19 protein-coding genes are annotated in these 17,897 nt (G+C 40.6%); 12 read left to right on the top strand and 7 right to left on the bottom strand.

Annotation, left to right across the window (positions count from 1 at the left end; all coding sequences use genetic code 11):
* Nucleotides 1-115 precede the first annotated feature (115 nt).
* The 12 genes from xseB (at nt 116) to B6258_RS04165 (ending at nt 10,968) form a co-directional block, all read left to right on the top strand.
* Entirely contained in the window at nt 116-379 is a 264-nt protein-coding gene (gene xseB / locus B6258_RS04220; protein ID WP_099074207.1) for an exodeoxyribonuclease VII small subunit, read from the top strand.
* Nucleotides 380-1,303 (top strand): (2E,6E)-farnesyl diphosphate synthase, encoded by a 924-nt coding sequence (ispA, locus tag B6258_RS04215; protein ID WP_099074206.1) that lies wholly within the window; start codon nt 380-382, stop codon nt 1,301-1,303.
* A gap of 66 nt (nt 1,304-1,369) precedes the next feature.
* Nucleotides 1,370-3,235 (top strand): 1-deoxy-D-xylulose-5-phosphate synthase, encoded by a 1,866-nt coding sequence (gene dxs, locus B6258_RS04210; RefSeq protein ID WP_099074205.1) that lies wholly within the window; start codon nt 1,370-1,372, stop codon nt 3,233-3,235.
* 348 nt (nt 3,236-3,583) lie between these two features.
* Nucleotides 3,584-4,003: a D-ribose pyranase gene (gene rbsD, locus B6258_RS04205; protein WP_099074204.1), complete on the top strand. Its 420-nt coding sequence runs from the start codon at nt 3,584-3,586 to the stop codon at nt 4,001-4,003.
* Nucleotides 4,004-4,010: 7 nt separating this feature from the next.
* The gene (rbsA, locus tag B6258_RS04200; RefSeq protein ID WP_099074203.1) at nt 4,011-5,519 is read left to right on the top strand and encodes a ribose ABC transporter ATP-binding protein RbsA; all 1,509 of its coding nucleotides are present in this window, start codon (nt 4,011-4,013) and stop codon (nt 5,517-5,519) included.
* Between the two features lies 1 nt (nt 5,520).
* On the top strand, nt 5,521-6,486 hold the full coding sequence (rbsC, locus tag B6258_RS04195) for a ribose ABC transporter permease (RefSeq protein WP_099074202.1): 966 nt from the start codon (nt 5,521-5,523) through the stop codon (nt 6,484-6,486).
* Nucleotides 6,487-6,528: 42 nt separating this feature from the next.
* The gene (gene rbsB, locus B6258_RS04190) at nt 6,529-7,419 is read left to right on the top strand and encodes a ribose ABC transporter substrate-binding protein RbsB (protein ID WP_099074201.1); all 891 of its coding nucleotides are present in this window, start codon (nt 6,529-6,531) and stop codon (nt 7,417-7,419) included.
* 78 nt (nt 7,420-7,497) lie between these two features.
* Nucleotides 7,498-8,424, top strand: a complete 927-nt coding sequence (gene rbsK, locus B6258_RS04185) for a ribokinase (protein WP_099074200.1) — start codon at nt 7,498-7,500, stop codon at nt 8,422-8,424.
* A 4-nt stretch (nt 8,425-8,428) separates the two neighbouring features.
* Nucleotides 8,429-9,436, top strand: coding sequence for a ribose operon transcriptional repressor RbsR (gene rbsR / locus B6258_RS04180; RefSeq protein WP_206073601.1), 1,008 nt, complete (start codon nt 8,429-8,431; stop codon nt 9,434-9,436).
* A gap of 116 nt (nt 9,437-9,552) precedes the next feature.
* Nucleotides 9,553-9,795, top strand: coding sequence for a type II toxin-antitoxin system VapB family antitoxin (gene vapB, locus B6258_RS04175; RefSeq protein WP_099074198.1), 243 nt, complete (start codon nt 9,553-9,555; stop codon nt 9,793-9,795).
* Entirely contained in the window at nt 9,788-10,192 is a 405-nt protein-coding gene (gene vapC, locus B6258_RS04170; protein ID WP_099074197.1) for a type II toxin-antitoxin system tRNA(fMet)-specific endonuclease VapC, read from the top strand. The genes vapB and vapC overlap by 8 nt, the downstream gene beginning before the upstream one ends.
* 440 nt (nt 10,193-10,632) lie before the next feature.
* Nucleotides 10,633-10,968, top strand: a complete 336-nt coding sequence (locus tag B6258_RS04165; protein WP_099074196.1) for a zinc ribbon domain-containing protein YjdM — start codon at nt 10,633-10,635, stop codon at nt 10,966-10,968.
* Between the two features lie 89 nt (nt 10,969-11,057).
* On the opposite strand, the gene thiL is transcribed toward B6258_RS04165, so the two are convergent.
* The 7 genes from thiL to secD all read right to left on the bottom strand — a co-directional run bounded on the left by thiL (nt 11,058) and on the right by secD (nt 17,889).
* A complete protein-coding gene (gene thiL / locus B6258_RS04160; RefSeq protein ID WP_099074195.1) occupies nt 11,058-12,041 on the bottom strand; it encodes a thiamine-phosphate kinase in 984 nt (327 codons plus the stop codon).
* Between the two features lie 105 nt (nt 12,042-12,146).
* On the bottom strand, nt 12,147-12,560 hold the full coding sequence (nusB, locus tag B6258_RS04155; protein WP_006535124.1) for a transcription antitermination factor NusB: 414 nt from the start codon (nt 12,558-12,560) through the stop codon (nt 12,147-12,149).
* A 28-nt stretch (nt 12,561-12,588) separates the two neighbouring features.
* Nucleotides 12,589-13,059, bottom strand: a complete 471-nt coding sequence (ribH, locus tag B6258_RS04150; protein WP_099074194.1) for a 6,7-dimethyl-8-ribityllumazine synthase — start codon at nt 13,057-13,059, stop codon at nt 12,589-12,591.
* Between the two features lie 212 nt (nt 13,060-13,271).
* Nucleotides 13,272-14,426: a bifunctional diaminohydroxyphosphoribosylaminopyrimidine deaminase/5-amino-6-(5-phosphoribosylamino)uracil reductase RibD gene (ribD, locus tag B6258_RS04145; RefSeq protein ID WP_164996132.1), complete on the bottom strand. Its 1,155-nt coding sequence runs from the start codon at nt 14,424-14,426 to the stop codon at nt 13,272-13,274.
* Nucleotides 14,427-14,496: 70 nt separating this feature from the next.
* Nucleotides 14,497-14,946: a transcriptional regulator NrdR gene (gene nrdR, locus B6258_RS04140; protein WP_006535128.1), complete on the bottom strand. Its 450-nt coding sequence runs from the start codon at nt 14,944-14,946 to the stop codon at nt 14,497-14,499.
* 116 nt (nt 14,947-15,062) lie between these two features.
* Entirely contained in the window at nt 15,063-16,031 is a 969-nt protein-coding gene (secF, locus tag B6258_RS04135; RefSeq protein ID WP_099074192.1) for a protein translocase subunit SecF, read from the bottom strand.
* A 10-nt stretch (nt 16,032-16,041) separates the two neighbouring features.
* On the bottom strand, nt 16,042-17,889 hold the full coding sequence (gene secD, locus B6258_RS04130; RefSeq protein WP_075672033.1) for a protein translocase subunit SecD: 1,848 nt from the start codon (nt 17,887-17,889) through the stop codon (nt 16,042-16,044).
* Between the last annotated feature and the right edge of the window lie 8 nt (nt 17,890-17,897).

Raw genomic sequence — 17,897 nt, 5'->3', positions numbered from 1 at the left:
CCAATATTTAGGGCTCACCCGCAAAAATCATCGACTGAATAAGAAATTTTCTTCTAACTTGTAGTAAGATGATCGCTATTATTCAGCGCTAACATGCTTTATTATCAAAAATATTATGGCTAAGAAAACGACACCAATTAACGAAGACACCGCACAAGCACCAAGTTTTGAAGCATCTATGCAAGAACTTGAGCAAATCGTAAACCGTTTAGAATCCGGTGAACTCCCTTTAGAAGAAGCGCTTAATGAGTTTGAACATGGCGTTCGTCTGGCCCGTGTTGGACAAAAAACATTACAAGACGCTGAACAGCGTGTTCGTATTCTTCTAAAAGAAGACGATAATGCAACTCCTGATGATTTTATCCAAGAGGCAGAATAATTGAGTAACGCAACTTCAAGTACGGATGCGTTCCGTCATAAATTAGATTCCGCCCACCAGCGTGTTGATGATGCATTAAATCAAGCGCTATCCGCTTTACCATTCACTGACATGCCTCTAGGTAAAGCCATGCATTATGGTGCTCTTTTAGGTGGAAAACGCTTACGTCCATTCCTTGTTTATGCAGTGGGTGACATGTTTAAAGTCCCCGCACTTAACCTTGATGCACCCGCCGCCGCCGTAGAATGCATTCACGCTTATTCACTCATTCATGATGATTTGCCTGCGATGGATGATGATGATTTACGTCGTGGTAAGCCTACATGTCATATTGAGTTTGGTGAAGCTAACGCCATTTTAGCGGGTGATGCATTACAAACACTTGCCTTTGAGATCTTAGCAAAAAATCCAATGCCTGATGTTGCAATGGCCGATCGCGTTGCAATGATTGCTGAATTAGCAACAGCCAGCGGACTTGCAGGTATGTGTGGCGGTCAGGCACTTGATCTTGAAGCCGAAGATAAATCAATTGACCTCGCATCGCTTGAAAAAATCCATTTACACAAAACAGGTGCATTAATTCGTGCAGCTGTTCGCTTAGGCGCATTTAGTGCTGGCTCAAAAGGCCATGATGTATTACCCGCACTAGATAAATACGCCCACTCTATTGGCCTTGCATTTCAAGTACAAGATGACATTTTAGATGTCATTGGCAGTACAGAAGAAACAGGAAAACGTCAAGGTAGCGACCAAGAATCAGGAAAAAGCACATATCCTGCACTCCTTGGATTAGAGCAAGCTCAAAAGAAAGCACAGGAATTGTATAACGAAGCACTGGATGCCTTAGCGTTTCTTGAGCAATACGAGTACGATACGACCACGCTTAAACAATTAGCGAGTTTTATCGTCGAACGGAAAAATTAATAAAAAATAAAGAGAGCAGCTTACCTGTTCTTTCCCTATTACAAGTGATTAATTAATAGGCATCACATGAGCATTGATATCGAAAAATATCCCACATTGGCGTTGGTTGAAACACCAGAAGATTTGCGCCTATTACCAAAAGAGAGTTTACCTAAACTCTGTGATGAGCTAAGGCTATTTCTTCTTAACAGTGTCAGCCGCTCAAGTGGTCACTTCGCCTCAGGTTTAGGTGCTATTGAGTTAACGGTTGCTCTTCATTACGTCTATAAAACCCCTTTTGATAACCTGATTTGGGATGTGGGTCATCAGGCCTATCCTCATAAGATCTTAACGGGTCGCCGTGACCGCATTGATACTATCCGCCAAAAAAATGGGTTACATCCCTTCCCTTGGCGAGATGAGAGTGAATACGACAAACTTTGTGTTGGTCACTCATCAACCTCTATCAGTGCAGGTTTAGGTATGGCTGTCGCCGCCGAACAAGAAAAGCTGAACAGAAAAACAGTTTGTGTGATTGGTGATGGTGCAATTACTGCGGGTATGGCTTTTGAAGCGATGAACCACGCAGGGGATATTGAACCCGATATGCTCGTTGTACTTAATGACAACGAGATGTCGATTTCAGAAAACGTGGGGGCACTGAATAATCACCTTGCACAATTGTTGTCCGGCAAACTATATACCACCTTGCGTGAAGGTGGAAAAAAGGTCTTTTCTGGTATTCCTCCAATTAAAGAATTACTGAAAAAGACAGAAGAACATATTAAAGGCATGGTTGTTCCAGGTACCATGTTTGAAGAGTTGGGCTTCAACTATATCGGCCCCGTTGATGGTCATGATGTTATTGCGTTAGTACAAACTCTCGCAAATATGCGTGATCTAAAAGGCCCTCAACTTCTGCATATTATGACGAAAAAAGGTCGTGGCTATGCGCCTGCTGAGCGTGATCCTATTAGCTGGCATGCTGTACCTAAGTTTGATCCACAAGCGGGTACATTACCTAAAAGCCCGAATGCACGACCTACTTTTTCCAAAATTTTTGGTGACTGGTTATGTGAAGAAGCCTCAACCGATCCAAAACTCATGGCAATTACTCCCGCTATGCGTGAAGGCTCTGGTATGGTACGTTTCTCAAAAGAATACCCTTCACAATACTTTGATGTTGCGATCGCAGAACAACATGCCGTTACCTTTGCAGCAGGTTTAGCCATTGGGGGTTATAAACCGATTGTTGCTATCTACTCAACGTTCTTACAACGCGCTTACGACCAAGTGATCCACGATATTGCCATTCAAAAACTGCCCGTTTTATTTGCTATTGATCGTGGCGGTATTGTGGGCGCTGATGGTCAAACTCACCAAGGTGCTTTTGATCTCTCATTCTTACGCTGTATTCCTAATATGGTCATTATGGCGCCAAGTGATGAAAATGAGTGTCGCCAAATGCTTCATACGGGTTATCACTATCAAGATGGTCCTGTTGCCGTACGCTATCCAAGAGGCTCTAGTGTTGGTGCACAATTGCAACCTCTGAGTCCGCTACCGATGGGTAAAGGTATTATTCGTCGCCAAGGTAAAGGCATTGCAATCCTAAACTTTGGTACGTTACTGCCAGAAGCATTAGAAGTTGCTGAAAAATTGGATGCAACGGTAGCTGATATGCGTTTTATTAAGCCTCTTGATAAATCACTTATCCTTTCTCTGGCTGAACAGCATGATATGTTGGTAACGCTGGAAGAAAATGCCATTATGGGTGGTGCTGGCAGTGGTGTTAATGAGTTACTCATGCAAGAACGTTGCTTAGTACCCGTCTTAAACTTAGGTATTCCAGATCTGTTTGTACCACAAGGTGGACAAGAAGAGATCAGATCTGACTTAGGATTAGATGCAGAAGGTATTGAAAAATCAATTAAAGCTTATCAAGCTAACTGATTGAATTAAAATAATAAAAAACCTCTCCTAATTAACCACTGGAGAGGTTAATGTATTTTCTAGGCTGTGATTTACCTACTTTTATATACTGATTTACGCTTTCACATCTCCTATTTCCGCCCCATTATAATCTTGTTGGTCATCACATTTTTATGTAATTCACTGAAAACAGTCGCTTTCATTCTTGAATCCATTCAGCGTTAATTTATTCAATCAGTTAGATTTTTCTTTCTTTTTGTTCGCCAACGAAACGTTTCGATCATGCTCACAATATGAATAAATCAAACTTGTTTTCCCACCTTTCTTTTCTACTATGTAGACAGCGAAACGTTTCGCTGAGGAGGAAATATGAAAAAAGGTGTATTACTTAATAGTCCTATTTCGAGTGTCATTTCACGTTTAGGACACACTGACAAAATCACTATTGCAGATGCCGGATTACCTATTCCCTCCTCTGTTGAACGTATTGATCTTGCTCTCACTCAGGGTATTCCGGACTTTATGTCCGTGTTACAAACAATCACTCATGAAATGCAAGTTGAAGCCGTGATGCTGGCGGAAGAAATAAAAACCATCAATCCCTCTCTTTTTAATGAAATCATCGCTTATCTCCATTTATTAGAACAAGAGCAGAAGAAACCTATTCAAATAATGTGTGTTTCACATGAAGCATTCAAAAAGCAACTTACTGAAAATAAAGCTGTTATTAGAACCGGTGAATGTACGCCTTATGCCAATATTGTGTTGTTTTCTGGTGTGACTTTTTGAGGACAATATGGAACCTTTACTTGAACTTAAAGATATTGATAAGTCATTCCCCGGTGTCAAAGCACTATCAGGCGCGACTTTGCGAATTTACCCCGGTCGAGTGATGGCTTTAGTCGGTGAAAATGGCGCAGGAAAATCAACACTGATGAAAGTACTCACTGGGATCTATAAAAAAGACGCCGGCGAGGTCATTTATCAAGGTGAAAGTTGTGCATTCAATGGTCCCAAATCTTCCCAAGAAGCAGGAATAGGCATTATTCACCAAGAGCTTAACCTTATTCCAGAATTAACCATCGCAGAAAATATCTTCTTAGGTCGTGAGTTTACACGTGCTTTTGGCGCTATCGATTGGAAGAAAATGTATGCAGAGGCTGATAAGTTATTAGCCCGATTAAACCTTGCTTACAGTAGTCACCGTTTAGTATCTGAATTATCGATTGGCGATCAGCAAATGGTAGAAATTGCCAAGGTGCTTAGCTTTGGTTCCAAAGTGATTATTATGGATGAGCCAACGGATGCATTAACGGACACTGAAACTGAATCACTATTTAGTGTTATTCGTGAACTCAGAGATCAAGGCTGCGGTATTGTTTATATCTCACATCGCTTAAAAGAGATCTTTGAGATTTGTGATGATGTGACAGTGTTGCGAGACGGTCAGTTTATTGGTGAAAAACCTGTCGCCTCATTAAAAGAAGACACGCTAATTGAAATGATGGTGGGTCGTAAGTTAGAAGAGCAATACCCTCGTATTAATATCCCCCAAGGAAAAACTAAACTTAATGTCATTAACCTCAGTGGCGCAGATGTTCACGATGTTAGTTTCTCATTACATGAAAGCGAAATTCTGGGTATTTCAGGATTAATGGGAGCGGGTCGTACTGAGTTAATGAAAATTATCTACGGCGCATTACCCAAAACCAATGGCACCGTTGAAATAGATGGTAAACCCTGCCAAATAAAAAAACCGGTTGAAGGATTAGAGCAAGGCATTGTTTACATCTCTGAAGATAGAAAACGTGATGGTTTAGTGCTTGGCATGTCAGTAAAAGAAAATATGTCTTTGACTGCACTACGCTATTTTAGCCGCGGTATGGGGGTGCTTAATCATAAAGAAGAGCAACTCACTGTGGGTGATTTTATTAAATTATTCAATATAAAAACCCCTTCAATGGATCAAACCATTGGCTTTTTATCTGGGGGGAATCAACAAAAAGTGGCTATCGCAAGAGGCCTAATGACTCGCCCTAAAGTGCTTATTCTTGATGAACCTACTCGCGGTGTAGATGTAGGTGCGAAAAAAGAAATTTATCAGTTAATTAATAAATTTAAACAAGAAGGATTAAGCATCATCTTAATTTCTTCTGAAATGCCTGAGGTGATGGGAATGAGTGACCGCATTTTAGTTATGCATGAAGGTCGTATTAGTGGTGAGTTTTCTGCTCACAATGTGACACAAGAAATGCTAATGGCAGCGGCTGTTGGTAAACAATATGACGCTAAAGTAGGAGTTTGATATGAGCACGAATTCAATTCCAGCGTCAAAACGTTGGTTCTCAAAAGCTTGGCTGTTAGAGCAAAAATCGCTAATTGCATTGCTACTTCTGATTGTTGTGGTTTCTACTCTCAGCCCTAATTTTTTTACCTTAAACAATATTTTCAACATTCTTCAACAAACATCCGTTAACGCCATTATGGCGGTTGGAATGACTCTGGTTATTTTAACATCAGGTATCGACCTATCGGTTGGTTCGTTGCTTGCACTAACAGGTGCCGTTGCGGCTTCTATGGTGGGGGCAGATGTTAATGCGATTGTTGCTGTTGTTGGTGCATTGGCATTAGGTGCAGCTATTGGTGGTGTAACAGGAATTATCGTTGCTAAAGGTAAAGTTCAAGCCTTTATTGCTACGTTAGTCATGATGTTATTACTACGCGGTGTGACTCGCGTCTATACCGACGGTAGCCCAATTAATACTGGATTTAGCGATAATGCCGATCTGTTTAGTTGGTTTGGTATTGGTCGCCCGTTTGGTATTCCAACCCCAATTTGGCTCATGATGATTGTCTTTTTGAGCGCATGGTATTTATTACATCACACCCGTTTAGGTCGCTATATCTATGCACTTGGGGGAAATGAATCTGCCACTCGCTTATCGGGTATTAGCGTCGATAAAATCAAAATCATTGTTTATTCATTATGTGGTTTATTAGCCGCTCTTGCGAGTGTCATTGAAGTTGCTCGACTTTCATCAGCACAGCCAATGGCAGGTAATGGTTATGAGCTAGATGCGATTGCTGCTGTTGTGTTGGGAGGCACCAGTCTTGCAGGTGGTAAAGGTCGTATTATCGGTACATTAATTGGTGCGCTTATTCTAGGATTCTTAAATAATGCACTGAATTTATTAGGAATATCATCAAACTATCAAATGATAGTAAAAGCGGTGGTTATCCTACTTGCTGTTTTGGTAGATAACAAAAAATAACTCTCTATTCTCTTAATCCGAACCCCGACAGGAACTTATATTATGAAACTCAAAAAAATGGCGACACTTCTTTCTGTTGTTGCATTAAGCGCCACACTCAGCGCCAACGCATTTGCAAAAGAATCGATCGCGCTTGTTATCTCAACACTGAACAACCCTTTCTTTGTCACCATGAAAGACAGTGCACAGAAAGAGGCAAATAGATTAGGTTACGACCTTGTTGTTCTAGATTCTATGGATAATCCGGCTAAAGAGCTTGCTAACGTGCAAGATCTCACCGTAAAAGGCACACGCTTAATGCTTATTAACCCAACAGATTCAGATGCTGTGGGGAATGCCGTTATTTTAGCCAATAAAGCCAAAATCCCAGTTATTACCTTAGATCGTGTTGCAAACAAAGGTGAAGTCGTCAGCCACGTCGCTTCAGATAATCGTCTTGGTGGTAAAATGGCGGGTGATTACATCGCTGAAAAAGTCGCTAATGATGCCAAAGTCATTCAATTAGAAGGGATCACTGGAACATCTGCATCTCGTGAACGTGGTGAAGGCTTTAAACAAGCCGTTGATGCCCATAAACTGAATATACTCGCAAGCCAACCCGCTGATTTTGACCGCACAAAAGGTCTTAACGTGATGCAAAATCTGTTAACTGCATATCCTGCGGTTCAAGCTGTTTTTGCACAAAATGATGAAATGGCATTAGGTGCATTACGTGCATTGCAAACTGCCGGTCGTACTGATGTATTAGTCATTGGTTTCGATGGTACAGATGATGGGATCAAAGCAGTAAACCGCGGCATGTTAGGTGCAACCATTGCTCAACGCCCAGATCAAATTGGTATTATCGGTATTCAAACTGCAGATAAAATTCTTAAAGGCGAGAAAGTGGATGCAACAATCCCTGTCGAGCTTGAGTTAGTTATTAAAAAATAACAACAATAAATACCACGGAGTGATATTACTCCGTGGTAGCTTTGATCATTAAAACACGTTTTCACAAGGATAAAGGCTATGACAACACCTCGCCTTGCTGTTCTAGGTAGCATCAATGTTGACCATATTATGAATATTTCACAATTTCCAAAACCTGGTGAAACCATTATTGGTCATCAATACAAAATAGCCTTTGGTGGTAAGGGTGCAAATCAAGCCGTTGCTTGTGGTCGCAGTGGCGCCGATATTACCTTTATTGCTTGTGTTGGTGATGATGCAATTGGCAGTGAAATAATCTCTCAGCTTAAAACTGATAATATTCATATTGATGCAATTAGTATTATTCCACAAACACCAACAGGTGTTGCGATGATCCTCGTTAATGAACAAGGTGAAAATGTCATCAGCATTGTTGCTGGTGCGAATGGCGCACTAACACCTACACACTTTCAGCAGTATCATCATGTTGTTGAACATGCAGATGCCTTACTGATGCAATTAGAATCACCATTAGAGACTGTTTTTGAAGCCGCAAAACGGGCAAAATCACATCAAACTAAAGTCATTTTAAACCCCGCTCCTGCACAACCTTTATCTGATGAATTTCTGAGTTTTATTGATGTTATCACTCCAAATGAGACAGAAGCCGAAATATTAACAGGCGTTTCTGTGCATGATGAAGCGGGTGCAGCAAAAGCTGCCGAAATCTTACATCGTAAAGGGATCAAACAAGTGCTGATCACTTTGGGTAGCCGTGGTGTCTGGTTTAGTGAACAAGGAAAAGGCATGATAATTCCTGGATTTCGTGTCGATGCTGTTGATACCATTGCCGCAGGTGATACATTTAACGGTGCATTTGTCACTGCAATATTAGAAGGGAAACCTTCCGTTGAGGCTATCCGTTTTGCTCACGCAGCAGCAGCAATTGCAGTTACACGTCATGGTGCGCAATCTTCAGTTCCTTGGCGTCATGAAATCGAATCATTTTTAGCAGAGCGAGCATAGTACTTTGGCAACAATGAAAGATGTCGCCCGTTTGGCGGGCGTTTCGACATCAACTGTTTCTCACGTTATCAATAACAACCGTTATGTTAGCGAAGGTATTCGTAAAAAGGTTAACGACGCTATCGAAACCTTAAATTACGCGCCTTCTGCTTTAGCGCGCAGTTTAAAAATGAACTGTACTCACACTATCGGTATGTTAGTCACAGCCAGTAGTAACCCGTTCTATGCAGAAGTTGTTCGCGGTGTTGAACGCAGTTGTTACGAAAAAGGTTATAGCCTAATTTTATGTAACACCGAAGGGGATTACGAGCGCATGGATAGTAGCCTTGAAACGTTGCTACAAAAACGTGTTGATGGTTTATTATTGATGTCAACAGAAGCCAGAGCGCCCTCTCATGAAGTACTAAATCGTTATCCTCGCTTACCAATGGTTATGATGGATTGGTCCCCGTTTGAATACGGGGGAGATATTATTCAAGATAACTCTCTGCTCGGTGGAGAAATTGCAACCCATTATCTGATTGAAAAAGGCTTTACTGAAATCGCCTGTATTGCAGGCCCACAAGATAAACTTCCAGCAAAACATCGTTTGCAAGGTTATTACAATGCGATGCAAAAAGCGGGATTAGCGATTCGAGAAGAATTCGTGTTAACCAGTGATTTTGAATTTGCGGGTGGATTTAGTGCAATGCAAAAATTACTCTCACTTTCTGTCTTACCACAAGCTGTTTTTACCTGTAATGACGCGATGGCGGTTGGTGCTTATCAAGCTATTTATCAAAAAGGTTTGCGTGTACCTGATGATATTTCAGTCATGGGTTATGATGATATCGACCTAGCCTCTTATATGATCCCACCACTTTCGACTATTCACCAACCTAAAGATGAGTTGGGAAAACTCGCTGTCAGCCAATTATTACATCGCATGGAAAATATCGATGCTGATGATAATGTTCTGGTGCTTACACCCAAACTTATAGAGCGTGGCTCGGTGATAAACCATAAAAAATAATCTATTACATTAATAGGTTATTAGGATCTGTATGTATTTAATACAACATGTTTGGTATCCTATTAAAACTGCTATATACTTATGCTATATAGCAGTAATTGATAGGAGCTATTACTATGATCCAGCATGGCAAAGTATTTATGAGCAATAGAACACAAAATGTTCGTTTACCCGCTGAGACTCGATTTCCTGATGATGTAAAAGAAGTTTTTGTTCGCGTCAAAGGAAAAGAAAGAATAATCACACCGATACAAAATGCATGGGATAGCTTTTTCTTATCAGATCAGTCTGTAACAGATGATTTTTTATCTGAAAGACCAGATCAAGTCACAAGTGAAAGAGAATCCTTTGATGATTAAATACCTGTTAGATACAAACATCGTTATATTTACCATTAAACGCAGACCTGAATTTTTACTACCGAAATTCAACCAACATGCTGAACAATTAGCTATTTCTACAATCACACTTGCTGAGCTCATTTTTGGTGCTGAAAAAAGTTTAAATTCAGCTAAAAACTTAGCTACGGTTAACGACTTTGTTTCTCGACTCACTGTTTTATCTTACGATGAGTTAGCCGCTTTTCATTATGGGGATATCAGAGCAACACTTGAGAAACAAGGTAAACGCATTGGTGATAATGATTTACACATAGCTGCACATGCTAGAAGTAAAGGGCTAATAGTAGTTACAAATAATACTCGAGAATTTGAAAGAGTTGATGGGTTAAGAATTGAGGATTGGACTCATCATTAATTTAGATATCAAAACTTATTGAGCGTGGCTCGGTGATAGATTTCATAAAATAACAACAAGAAAGTTAACACTATTATTACTGATGCTCTCTTTTAAGATGATGGCATTTATTTCTAGTTACATTTATAAAATTAAACATTAAATATCAAATAATTAGATTGTTTTTAAAACTACATCTATTTATCTTTATCTCCTCTTTAATCCTCTATATTTAAGCTACTTTTTCTCGTTCTTTACGCCATTGGCCATGAAGGATGCAAATTTCCATCAAATCTATTATACTATCGCCCTTTCGCATTATCTGATGCAGCGCCATTTAGGGCATTGCTTTAGAATTTTCACACTTAAATGATAATGTGTCCTTTAATTTATGGGGCAAGTGTTATCCTCATTTTGACGATTAATCACTTCCCATTTTGATAAAATTTGAGAGTATTATTATGTCATTACCTTCTTGTCCTAAGTGCAATTCAGAATACACCTATGAAGATGGTGCAATGTACGTGTGCCCTGAATGTGCTCATGAGTGGAACGATGCTGAGCCTGTTGTTGAAAGCGATGAATTGATTGTTAAAGATGCTAACGGTAACTTATTAGCCGATGGCGATTCAGTGACTGTGATTAAAGATCTGAAAGTCAAAGGTAGCTCTACTATGCTGAAAATCGGTACGAAAGTAAAAGGTATCCGTTTAGTGGAAGGCGACCATAACATTGATTGTAAAATTGATGGCTTTGGGCCAATGAAGTTAAAATCTGAATTTGTGAAGAAAAACTAAGATAAATTAATAATACCTTTATTAATTCATTCAGATATTCTTAGCATTCTCAAAGGCGCTTATTAAGCGCCTTTTTATTTAGATAAACGTTACTCGTTACCCTCACTAAAGTGATCAAATCCTTTAAGATTAGGATAAACATCTTTACCATCACGTAAATAACGAATGCCTTCGCTAATCGGCATAATTTGCCCTATACAATGGAAATCTGCACCTGTATGCGCTAATGCAATCTCTAAAGCGCCACGGTTAATTTCTGGCACAGTAAAACATAATTCATAATCTTCACCGCCACTTAATGCCCAAATCTCCGCTTGTTCTTCGCTCACTTCTGCTTTCATCGCCGGCGAGTAAGGTAATGCATCTAAATTTAAGCGCGCACCACAACCACTTGCTGTAAGAATATGGTTTAAATCTGAAATAAGTCCATCGGAAATATCAATGGCAGATGTCGCTAAGTGGCGTAATGCCTGACCTTGTAGTAAGCGTGGCTGAGGGCGTAAATGCCTTGCGACAAAATAATCACTGTGCTCTTTTTCTATCGGTTTTAATCTATCTTGTAGTACAGCAAGTCCTGCTGCACTATCGCCTAAAAACCCAGTAACGTAGATCCAGTCACCTATTTTCGCACCGGAACGAAGTAATGCGGTTCCTTGTGGAACAAGCCCTTGTATTGTAATTGTTAAACTTAAAGGGCCACGAGTAGTATCACCACCGATTAGCTGGATTGCATAATACTCAGCTAAAGCAAAGAAAGAACGGCTAAATGCTTCAAGCCATTCACTGTTTGTCTCTGGCAATGTCAATGCGAGTGAAGCCCAAGAGGGATCAGCTCCAACAGCGGCTAAATCACTAATATTTACAGCAAGGGCTTTATAGGCTAAATCTTCAGGTGAGATAGAAGGAAGGAAGTGAATACCACTCACTAAAGTATCGGTACTAATCGCAACTTGTTGCTTTTCAGGTACCGTCAATATTGCGCAGTCATCGCCAATTCCTGTACTCACATCTTTTCGTTTTACAGGTTGTGAAGTGAAATATTGCTTAATAAGGGAGAATTCACCACAAGGCATTATCTATTTCCTATTGAGCTATGTGCATACTAGACTAGCTTTATTAAACAAAAGGCCGGAAATACCGGCCTTGAATTATTTACCATAGAGGAAACGTGAAAAACGTTATTTTTTACGTACAGTTGGTGCAGCTTTATCAAGCACGCCATTAACAAATTTATGGCTATCGTCAGCACCAAATACCTTAGCCAGTTCAATCGCTTCGTTAATCGCAACTTTGTAAGGAACATCTTCACGGAAGCTAAGTTCAAACATTGCTAAACGTAAAATTGCTTTTTCAACTTGACCTAACTCTTCAAGTTGGCGGGATAAATAAGGTTCCATCGCCTTATCTAAACGTGTTGCATTAATGGCAACACCCACTAAAAGCTCACGAAAATAAGCAATATCTACACCTTGGGTATCCTGCTCGGATAAAAACTCCAATTCCACATCCGCGATGTCATTTCCGGATAATTGCCATGAGTAGATAGCTTGAACAGCACACTCACGAGCACGACGACGAGCAGCAGGTTTCACAAAATTCCCCTTAAGTTAAAACAGATGATTAGCCTTTTATGGCTTTAAGTACATTGATCATTTCAAGTGCTGTCATTGCCGCTTCAGCACCTTTGTTGCCCGCTTTTGTTCCAGCGCGTTCAATGGCCTGTTCAATACTTTCAGTGGTTAATACACCAAAAGTCACAGGGATCTCGCTTTGCATTGCAACTTGAGATAGGCCAGAACTACATTCGCCAGCAACGTATTCAAAATGTGCGGTTCCACCACGGATAACAGTACCTAGTGCGATAACTGCATCGTATTTGTCGCTTTCGGCTAATGCTTTAACCGTTAATGGCAACTCATAAGCGCCTGGAACCCAAACGACGGTAATATTTTCAGAGGAAACTTGTCCAATGCGTTCTAATGCATCAACCGCACCTTCTAATAGGTTGTCATTGATGAAGTTATTAAAACGGGCAATTGCAATTGCTACGCGTGCGTTTGGCGCCGCGACAACACCTTTGATTACGTTCATAGGTTACCTTTTTCTCCTATCCGCGGGGCGCGGATTTTATCATATTCTTTCCTTTACTGCGCTCTGTTTTATTATTACACAGCAAAGGAGCCAAAAACCCTTGATAAATCAAGGCATTTAGTTGGCTGATAACGATGTCGTAACGACAGGAAATAACACACACGGCGCTATTTTACTACAAATAGCGCCGTAGACACACTTATTTGCGTCTATTAATAACGAGGTTTTAAACAAACTCTGATATCAGAGCCAATTTTTTGGAGAGAATCTACTGTAAATTCAGGCGCTTCGGATAATGATGAAAGTGGTGAAAGTGCAAATAATCCACGCGCATCATTCCCTAAAATTTTAGGCGCAATATAAATAATAAGCTCATCAACAAGCCCTGCCTCTAATAGTGCGCCAGCAAAATGAGCGCCACTCTCAACCCATACGGTATTGATATTGCGTTTACCTAATTGCATCATTAATAAAACTAAATCCACACCACTGTTTTTGCCATTCGTTGGTAATAGGATTTCTGATACATTACCTTGCCAGTCATTTGGCTGTGATTTTGTACGCGCCAACCAACATTCGCCTTCAATTTGAGTGATTTTATGATTTTTAGTCACTCTATTTTGGCTATCAGCGACAATACGAATAGGTTGTCGTAGCGTTTCTTCAGGATAAAGCGCTTTAATTTCATCTGAAAGCTCATCCCAACGTACATTCATAGAAGGGTTGTCAGCAAGCACTGTTGCACTTGTCGTTAAAATAGCGCTGGCTTGGGCACGGAAATTTTGTACATCCCGACGAGATGCTTTTGAGGTTATCCATTGGCTTTCACCTGATGCTAATGCCGTTTTACCATCTAAAGATGCACCTAATTTTAACTGGATATAAGGGAAGCCCGTTCTCATTCGTTTAAAAAAGCCAACGTTAAGTTTTTCAGCTTCTTGCATTAAAACACCGTGTGATACATCAATTCCCGCTGATAATAATTTGTGTAATCCTCGTCCTGCAACTTGAGGATTAGGATCTTGCATCGCAGCAACAACGCGCTTTATACCTGCATTAATTAAGGCATCAGCACAAGGTGGCGTTTTACCAAAATGGCTACAAGGCTCAAGTGTGACATAAGCTGTCGCCCCTTTTGCTTTATCTCCTGCCATTTTTAATGCATTGACTTCAGCATGAGGGCCACCTGCGTGATGATGATAACCTTCACCAATAATCTCACCCTCTTTTACAATCACACACCCTACATTAGGATTAGGCGATGTTGTAAAGCGACCTAATGCTGCAAGCTCAATGGCTCGACGCATATAGTGTTCATCATGCAGGCTTTCATTTTCACTTGGATTGTTGCTGTTGTTATTTATCATAATAATTACATGTAATTTTATTATTTATCGTTATTTTTCAAATCATTAAATAAAGCACAGTATTAATGTATTAATCCTGTAATTTTGCAATTTCTTCACCAAAATCACGGATATCTTCAAAACTACGATAAACAGAAGCAAAGCGAATATAAGCCACTTTATCGAGTTTCTTTAGTTGCTCCATAACAAAATTGCCAATTTCTTTTGAAGGGATTTCTCTTTCACCCGTCGCCCTTAGCTGTGATTTGATATGGCTTATCGCAGCTTCAACATCATCTGAACTCACTGGACGCTTTTCTAATGCTTTAAGCATACCTCGACGAAGTTTTTCTTCATCAAAAGGCTCTCGAATTTCATCACTTTTCACAACACGAGGCATCACTAACTCTGCGACTTCAAAGGTAGTAAAACGTTCATGGCAAACAAGACATTGGCGACGACGGCGCACTTGTGAACCATCACCAACAAGTCTGGAATCAATTACCTTGGTATCTACGGCTCCACAAAATGGGCAATGCATAGTTATTCCTACTTTTGACAATACTCATAAACAGTGTACCTGTTCAGTGAACAAAAAACACCCTGTCAGTATACACTGGCAGGGTGTTTGCGATGTTTTACCAGAAAAACGCTCTATTATGGTAAGAGTGTTGTCTGATCGGCACCCTCTTTTTCCACTTTTTGTACGATCAAGTGTTCACGTTTCATTCCCATTTTCAGTGCTAATGCAGAAGCCACATAAATAGAAGAAATAGTACCGATTGAAACACCGATTAACATAACTAAAGAGAAGCCTTGAAGCATTGAACCACCAAAGATATACAGCATTAATACAACCAATAATGTTGTTGCTGATGTCATGATGGTACGGCTTAATGTCTGTGTAAGAGAAACGTTCATAATTTCATATGATGTTCCTCGACGAATTTTACGGAAGTTCTCACGAATACGGTCTGATACAACGATACTATCGTTCAGTGAGTAACCGATAACAGACATCAATGACGCTACAATGGTTAAGTCAACTTCTATGTGGAACAGTGAAAGCACACCCAGTGTTATCACCACGTCATGCGCAAGTGCAATAACCGCACCTAACGCCAAACGCCATTCAAAACGGAATCCAACATAGATAAGAATACAGATAAGTGCAGATAATAACGCCATTGCCCCTGTTTGAGCCAATTCACTACCCACACTAGGCCCAACAAATTCAATACGTTTAACCACTGCATCGTTATCAACTTTAGCATTGATAACATCGATAACTTTCTTACCTAATTCTTGACCAGCCTGTCCTTCAACAGGAGGCATACGCACCATAATATCGCGACTGCTACCAAAATTTTGTAACAGAGGATCTTTAAAGCCCGCTGCATCTAGGCTATCACGCATTTTATCAAGGTCGGCTGGTTGACTGAGATTGATCTCAATTACTGTACCACCTGTAAAATCCAGTCCCCAGTTAAATCCTTTCACGGAAATGATAGCAATTGACGCTATCAAAAGCAGAAACGAAATACTAAAGGCGACGTTGTCCCAACGCATAAAGTCAATGACTCTACGACCATGGTTTAATTGTTCAACAGTATAATCCTGTGCCACAACGTGCTCCTTAAATAGACAGTTTCTTAACGCGTTTACCACCATACAACAGGTTTACAATCGCACGAGTACCGACGATAGCGGTAAACATGGAGGTTGCAACCCCGATTGCAGTTGTGATAGCAAAGCCTTTAATTGAGCCGGTACCGACTGCATAAAGGATCACAGCTGTAATTAATGTGGTTAAGTTCGCATCAATAATACTGGAGAAGGCACCTTTATAACCTTCATGGATTGCTTGTTGTACTGATCGACCATTACGTAACTCTTCTTTGATACGTTCGTTTATCAGTACGTTGGCATCGACGGCGACGGCAAGTGTTAATACGATACCTGCAATACCTGGCATGGTCAGTGTTGCGCCCGGTAATAGTGACATTACCCCAACAATTAACACTAAGTTTGCCATTAATGCCGTACTCGCAATCACACCAAATTTACGATAATAAATTATCATAAAGGCAACAGACGCAATCAGACCCCATAAACACGCTTCTAAACCTTGAGTAATATTTTGCAGACCCAAAGTTGGACCAATCGTTCTTTCTTCAACGATTTGAATCGGGGCAATCAACGCACCAGCACGTAATAACAGAGATAACTGACGTGCTTCATTCGCATTTGAAATACCCGTAATACGGAAGCTATTTCCTAAACGACTCTGAATATTCGCAACGTTGATAACTTCTTCGCTTTTAACCAATACAGCACGGTCATTCTCGTCGCGTTTACCGCTGTCTTTATACTCTACGAACAGTGTTGCCATCGGTTTACCGACGTTGTCTTTCGTAAAGTTAGACATGATAGAACCACCCGCGCTATCAAGTGAAATATTCACTTGAGGTTGACCATATTCATCAGCCTGAGAAGTGGAGTCAGTAATGTGGTCACCGGTTAAAATAACGCGTTTATAAAGAATCGTTGGTCTACCTTCACGGGTATATTTCACTTCTGAGTCGCCCGGAATACGGCCTGTTTCTAACGCAGAAGGATCAACAGTGGTATTGACTAAACGGAATTCTAATGTTGCTGTCGCACCTAAGATTTCTTTAGCACGAGCGGTATCTTGGATACCTGGTAATTCAACAACAATTCGGTCAGCGCCTTGACGTTGAACTAATGGCTCTGCAACACCTAACTGGTTAACACGATTACGTAAGATAGTGATGTTTTGCTGTACTGCATAAGTACGCGCATCACGTAAACGTTCGTCAGTAAAAATAGCTCTTAACGAGTTATTTGCACCATCTCTAAAAATGAGATCTTGATTACGACGAGTTAGGTAATCTGAAGCTTTAGAGCGATCATCCGAATTACGGAAACGGATTTCAACGCCATAATTATCCGTTTTACGGATAGATGAATACGGAATGCCTTCATCACGTAATAATGTACGTAGACTTTCAACATTTTGTTCCTGAAGTTTACCTAACGCGGTTTCCATATCGACTTCCATCAAGAAGTGAACACCACCACGTAAGTCTAACCCCAGTTTCATCGGCTCACCGCCAATGGCTTCTAACCATTTTGGTGTTGCCGGTGCAAGGTTAAGTGCAACAATGAACTGGTCGCCTAATGCAGGCAACAACACTTCACGGGCACGTAACTGAATATCAGGGTTACCGAAACGAGCCAAAATCGCACCATTTTCAAGTGCAATAGATTTCGCTTCAATTTTTTCTTTATCTAATAAAGATCGAACTTGATCCAGTGTTTGCTCATTGGCGGCGGTTCCCCGCGCGCCAGTGATTTGAACAGCCGGATCCTCACCATATAGGTTAGGAAGTGCGTAAAGCAGACCGATGAGGATAGCGGCTATCAACATCAGGTACTTCCACAAAGGATAACGGTTTAGCACGGCAGTTC

The organism is Proteus alimentorum, assembly GCF_002607735.1.
GTDB classification, from domain to species: domain Bacteria; phylum Pseudomonadota; class Gammaproteobacteria; order Enterobacterales; family Enterobacteriaceae; genus Proteus; species Proteus alimentorum.
The sequence above is the reverse complement of the archived record's forward strand: the minus strand, read 5'-3'. Positions and strand labels throughout refer to the sequence as shown.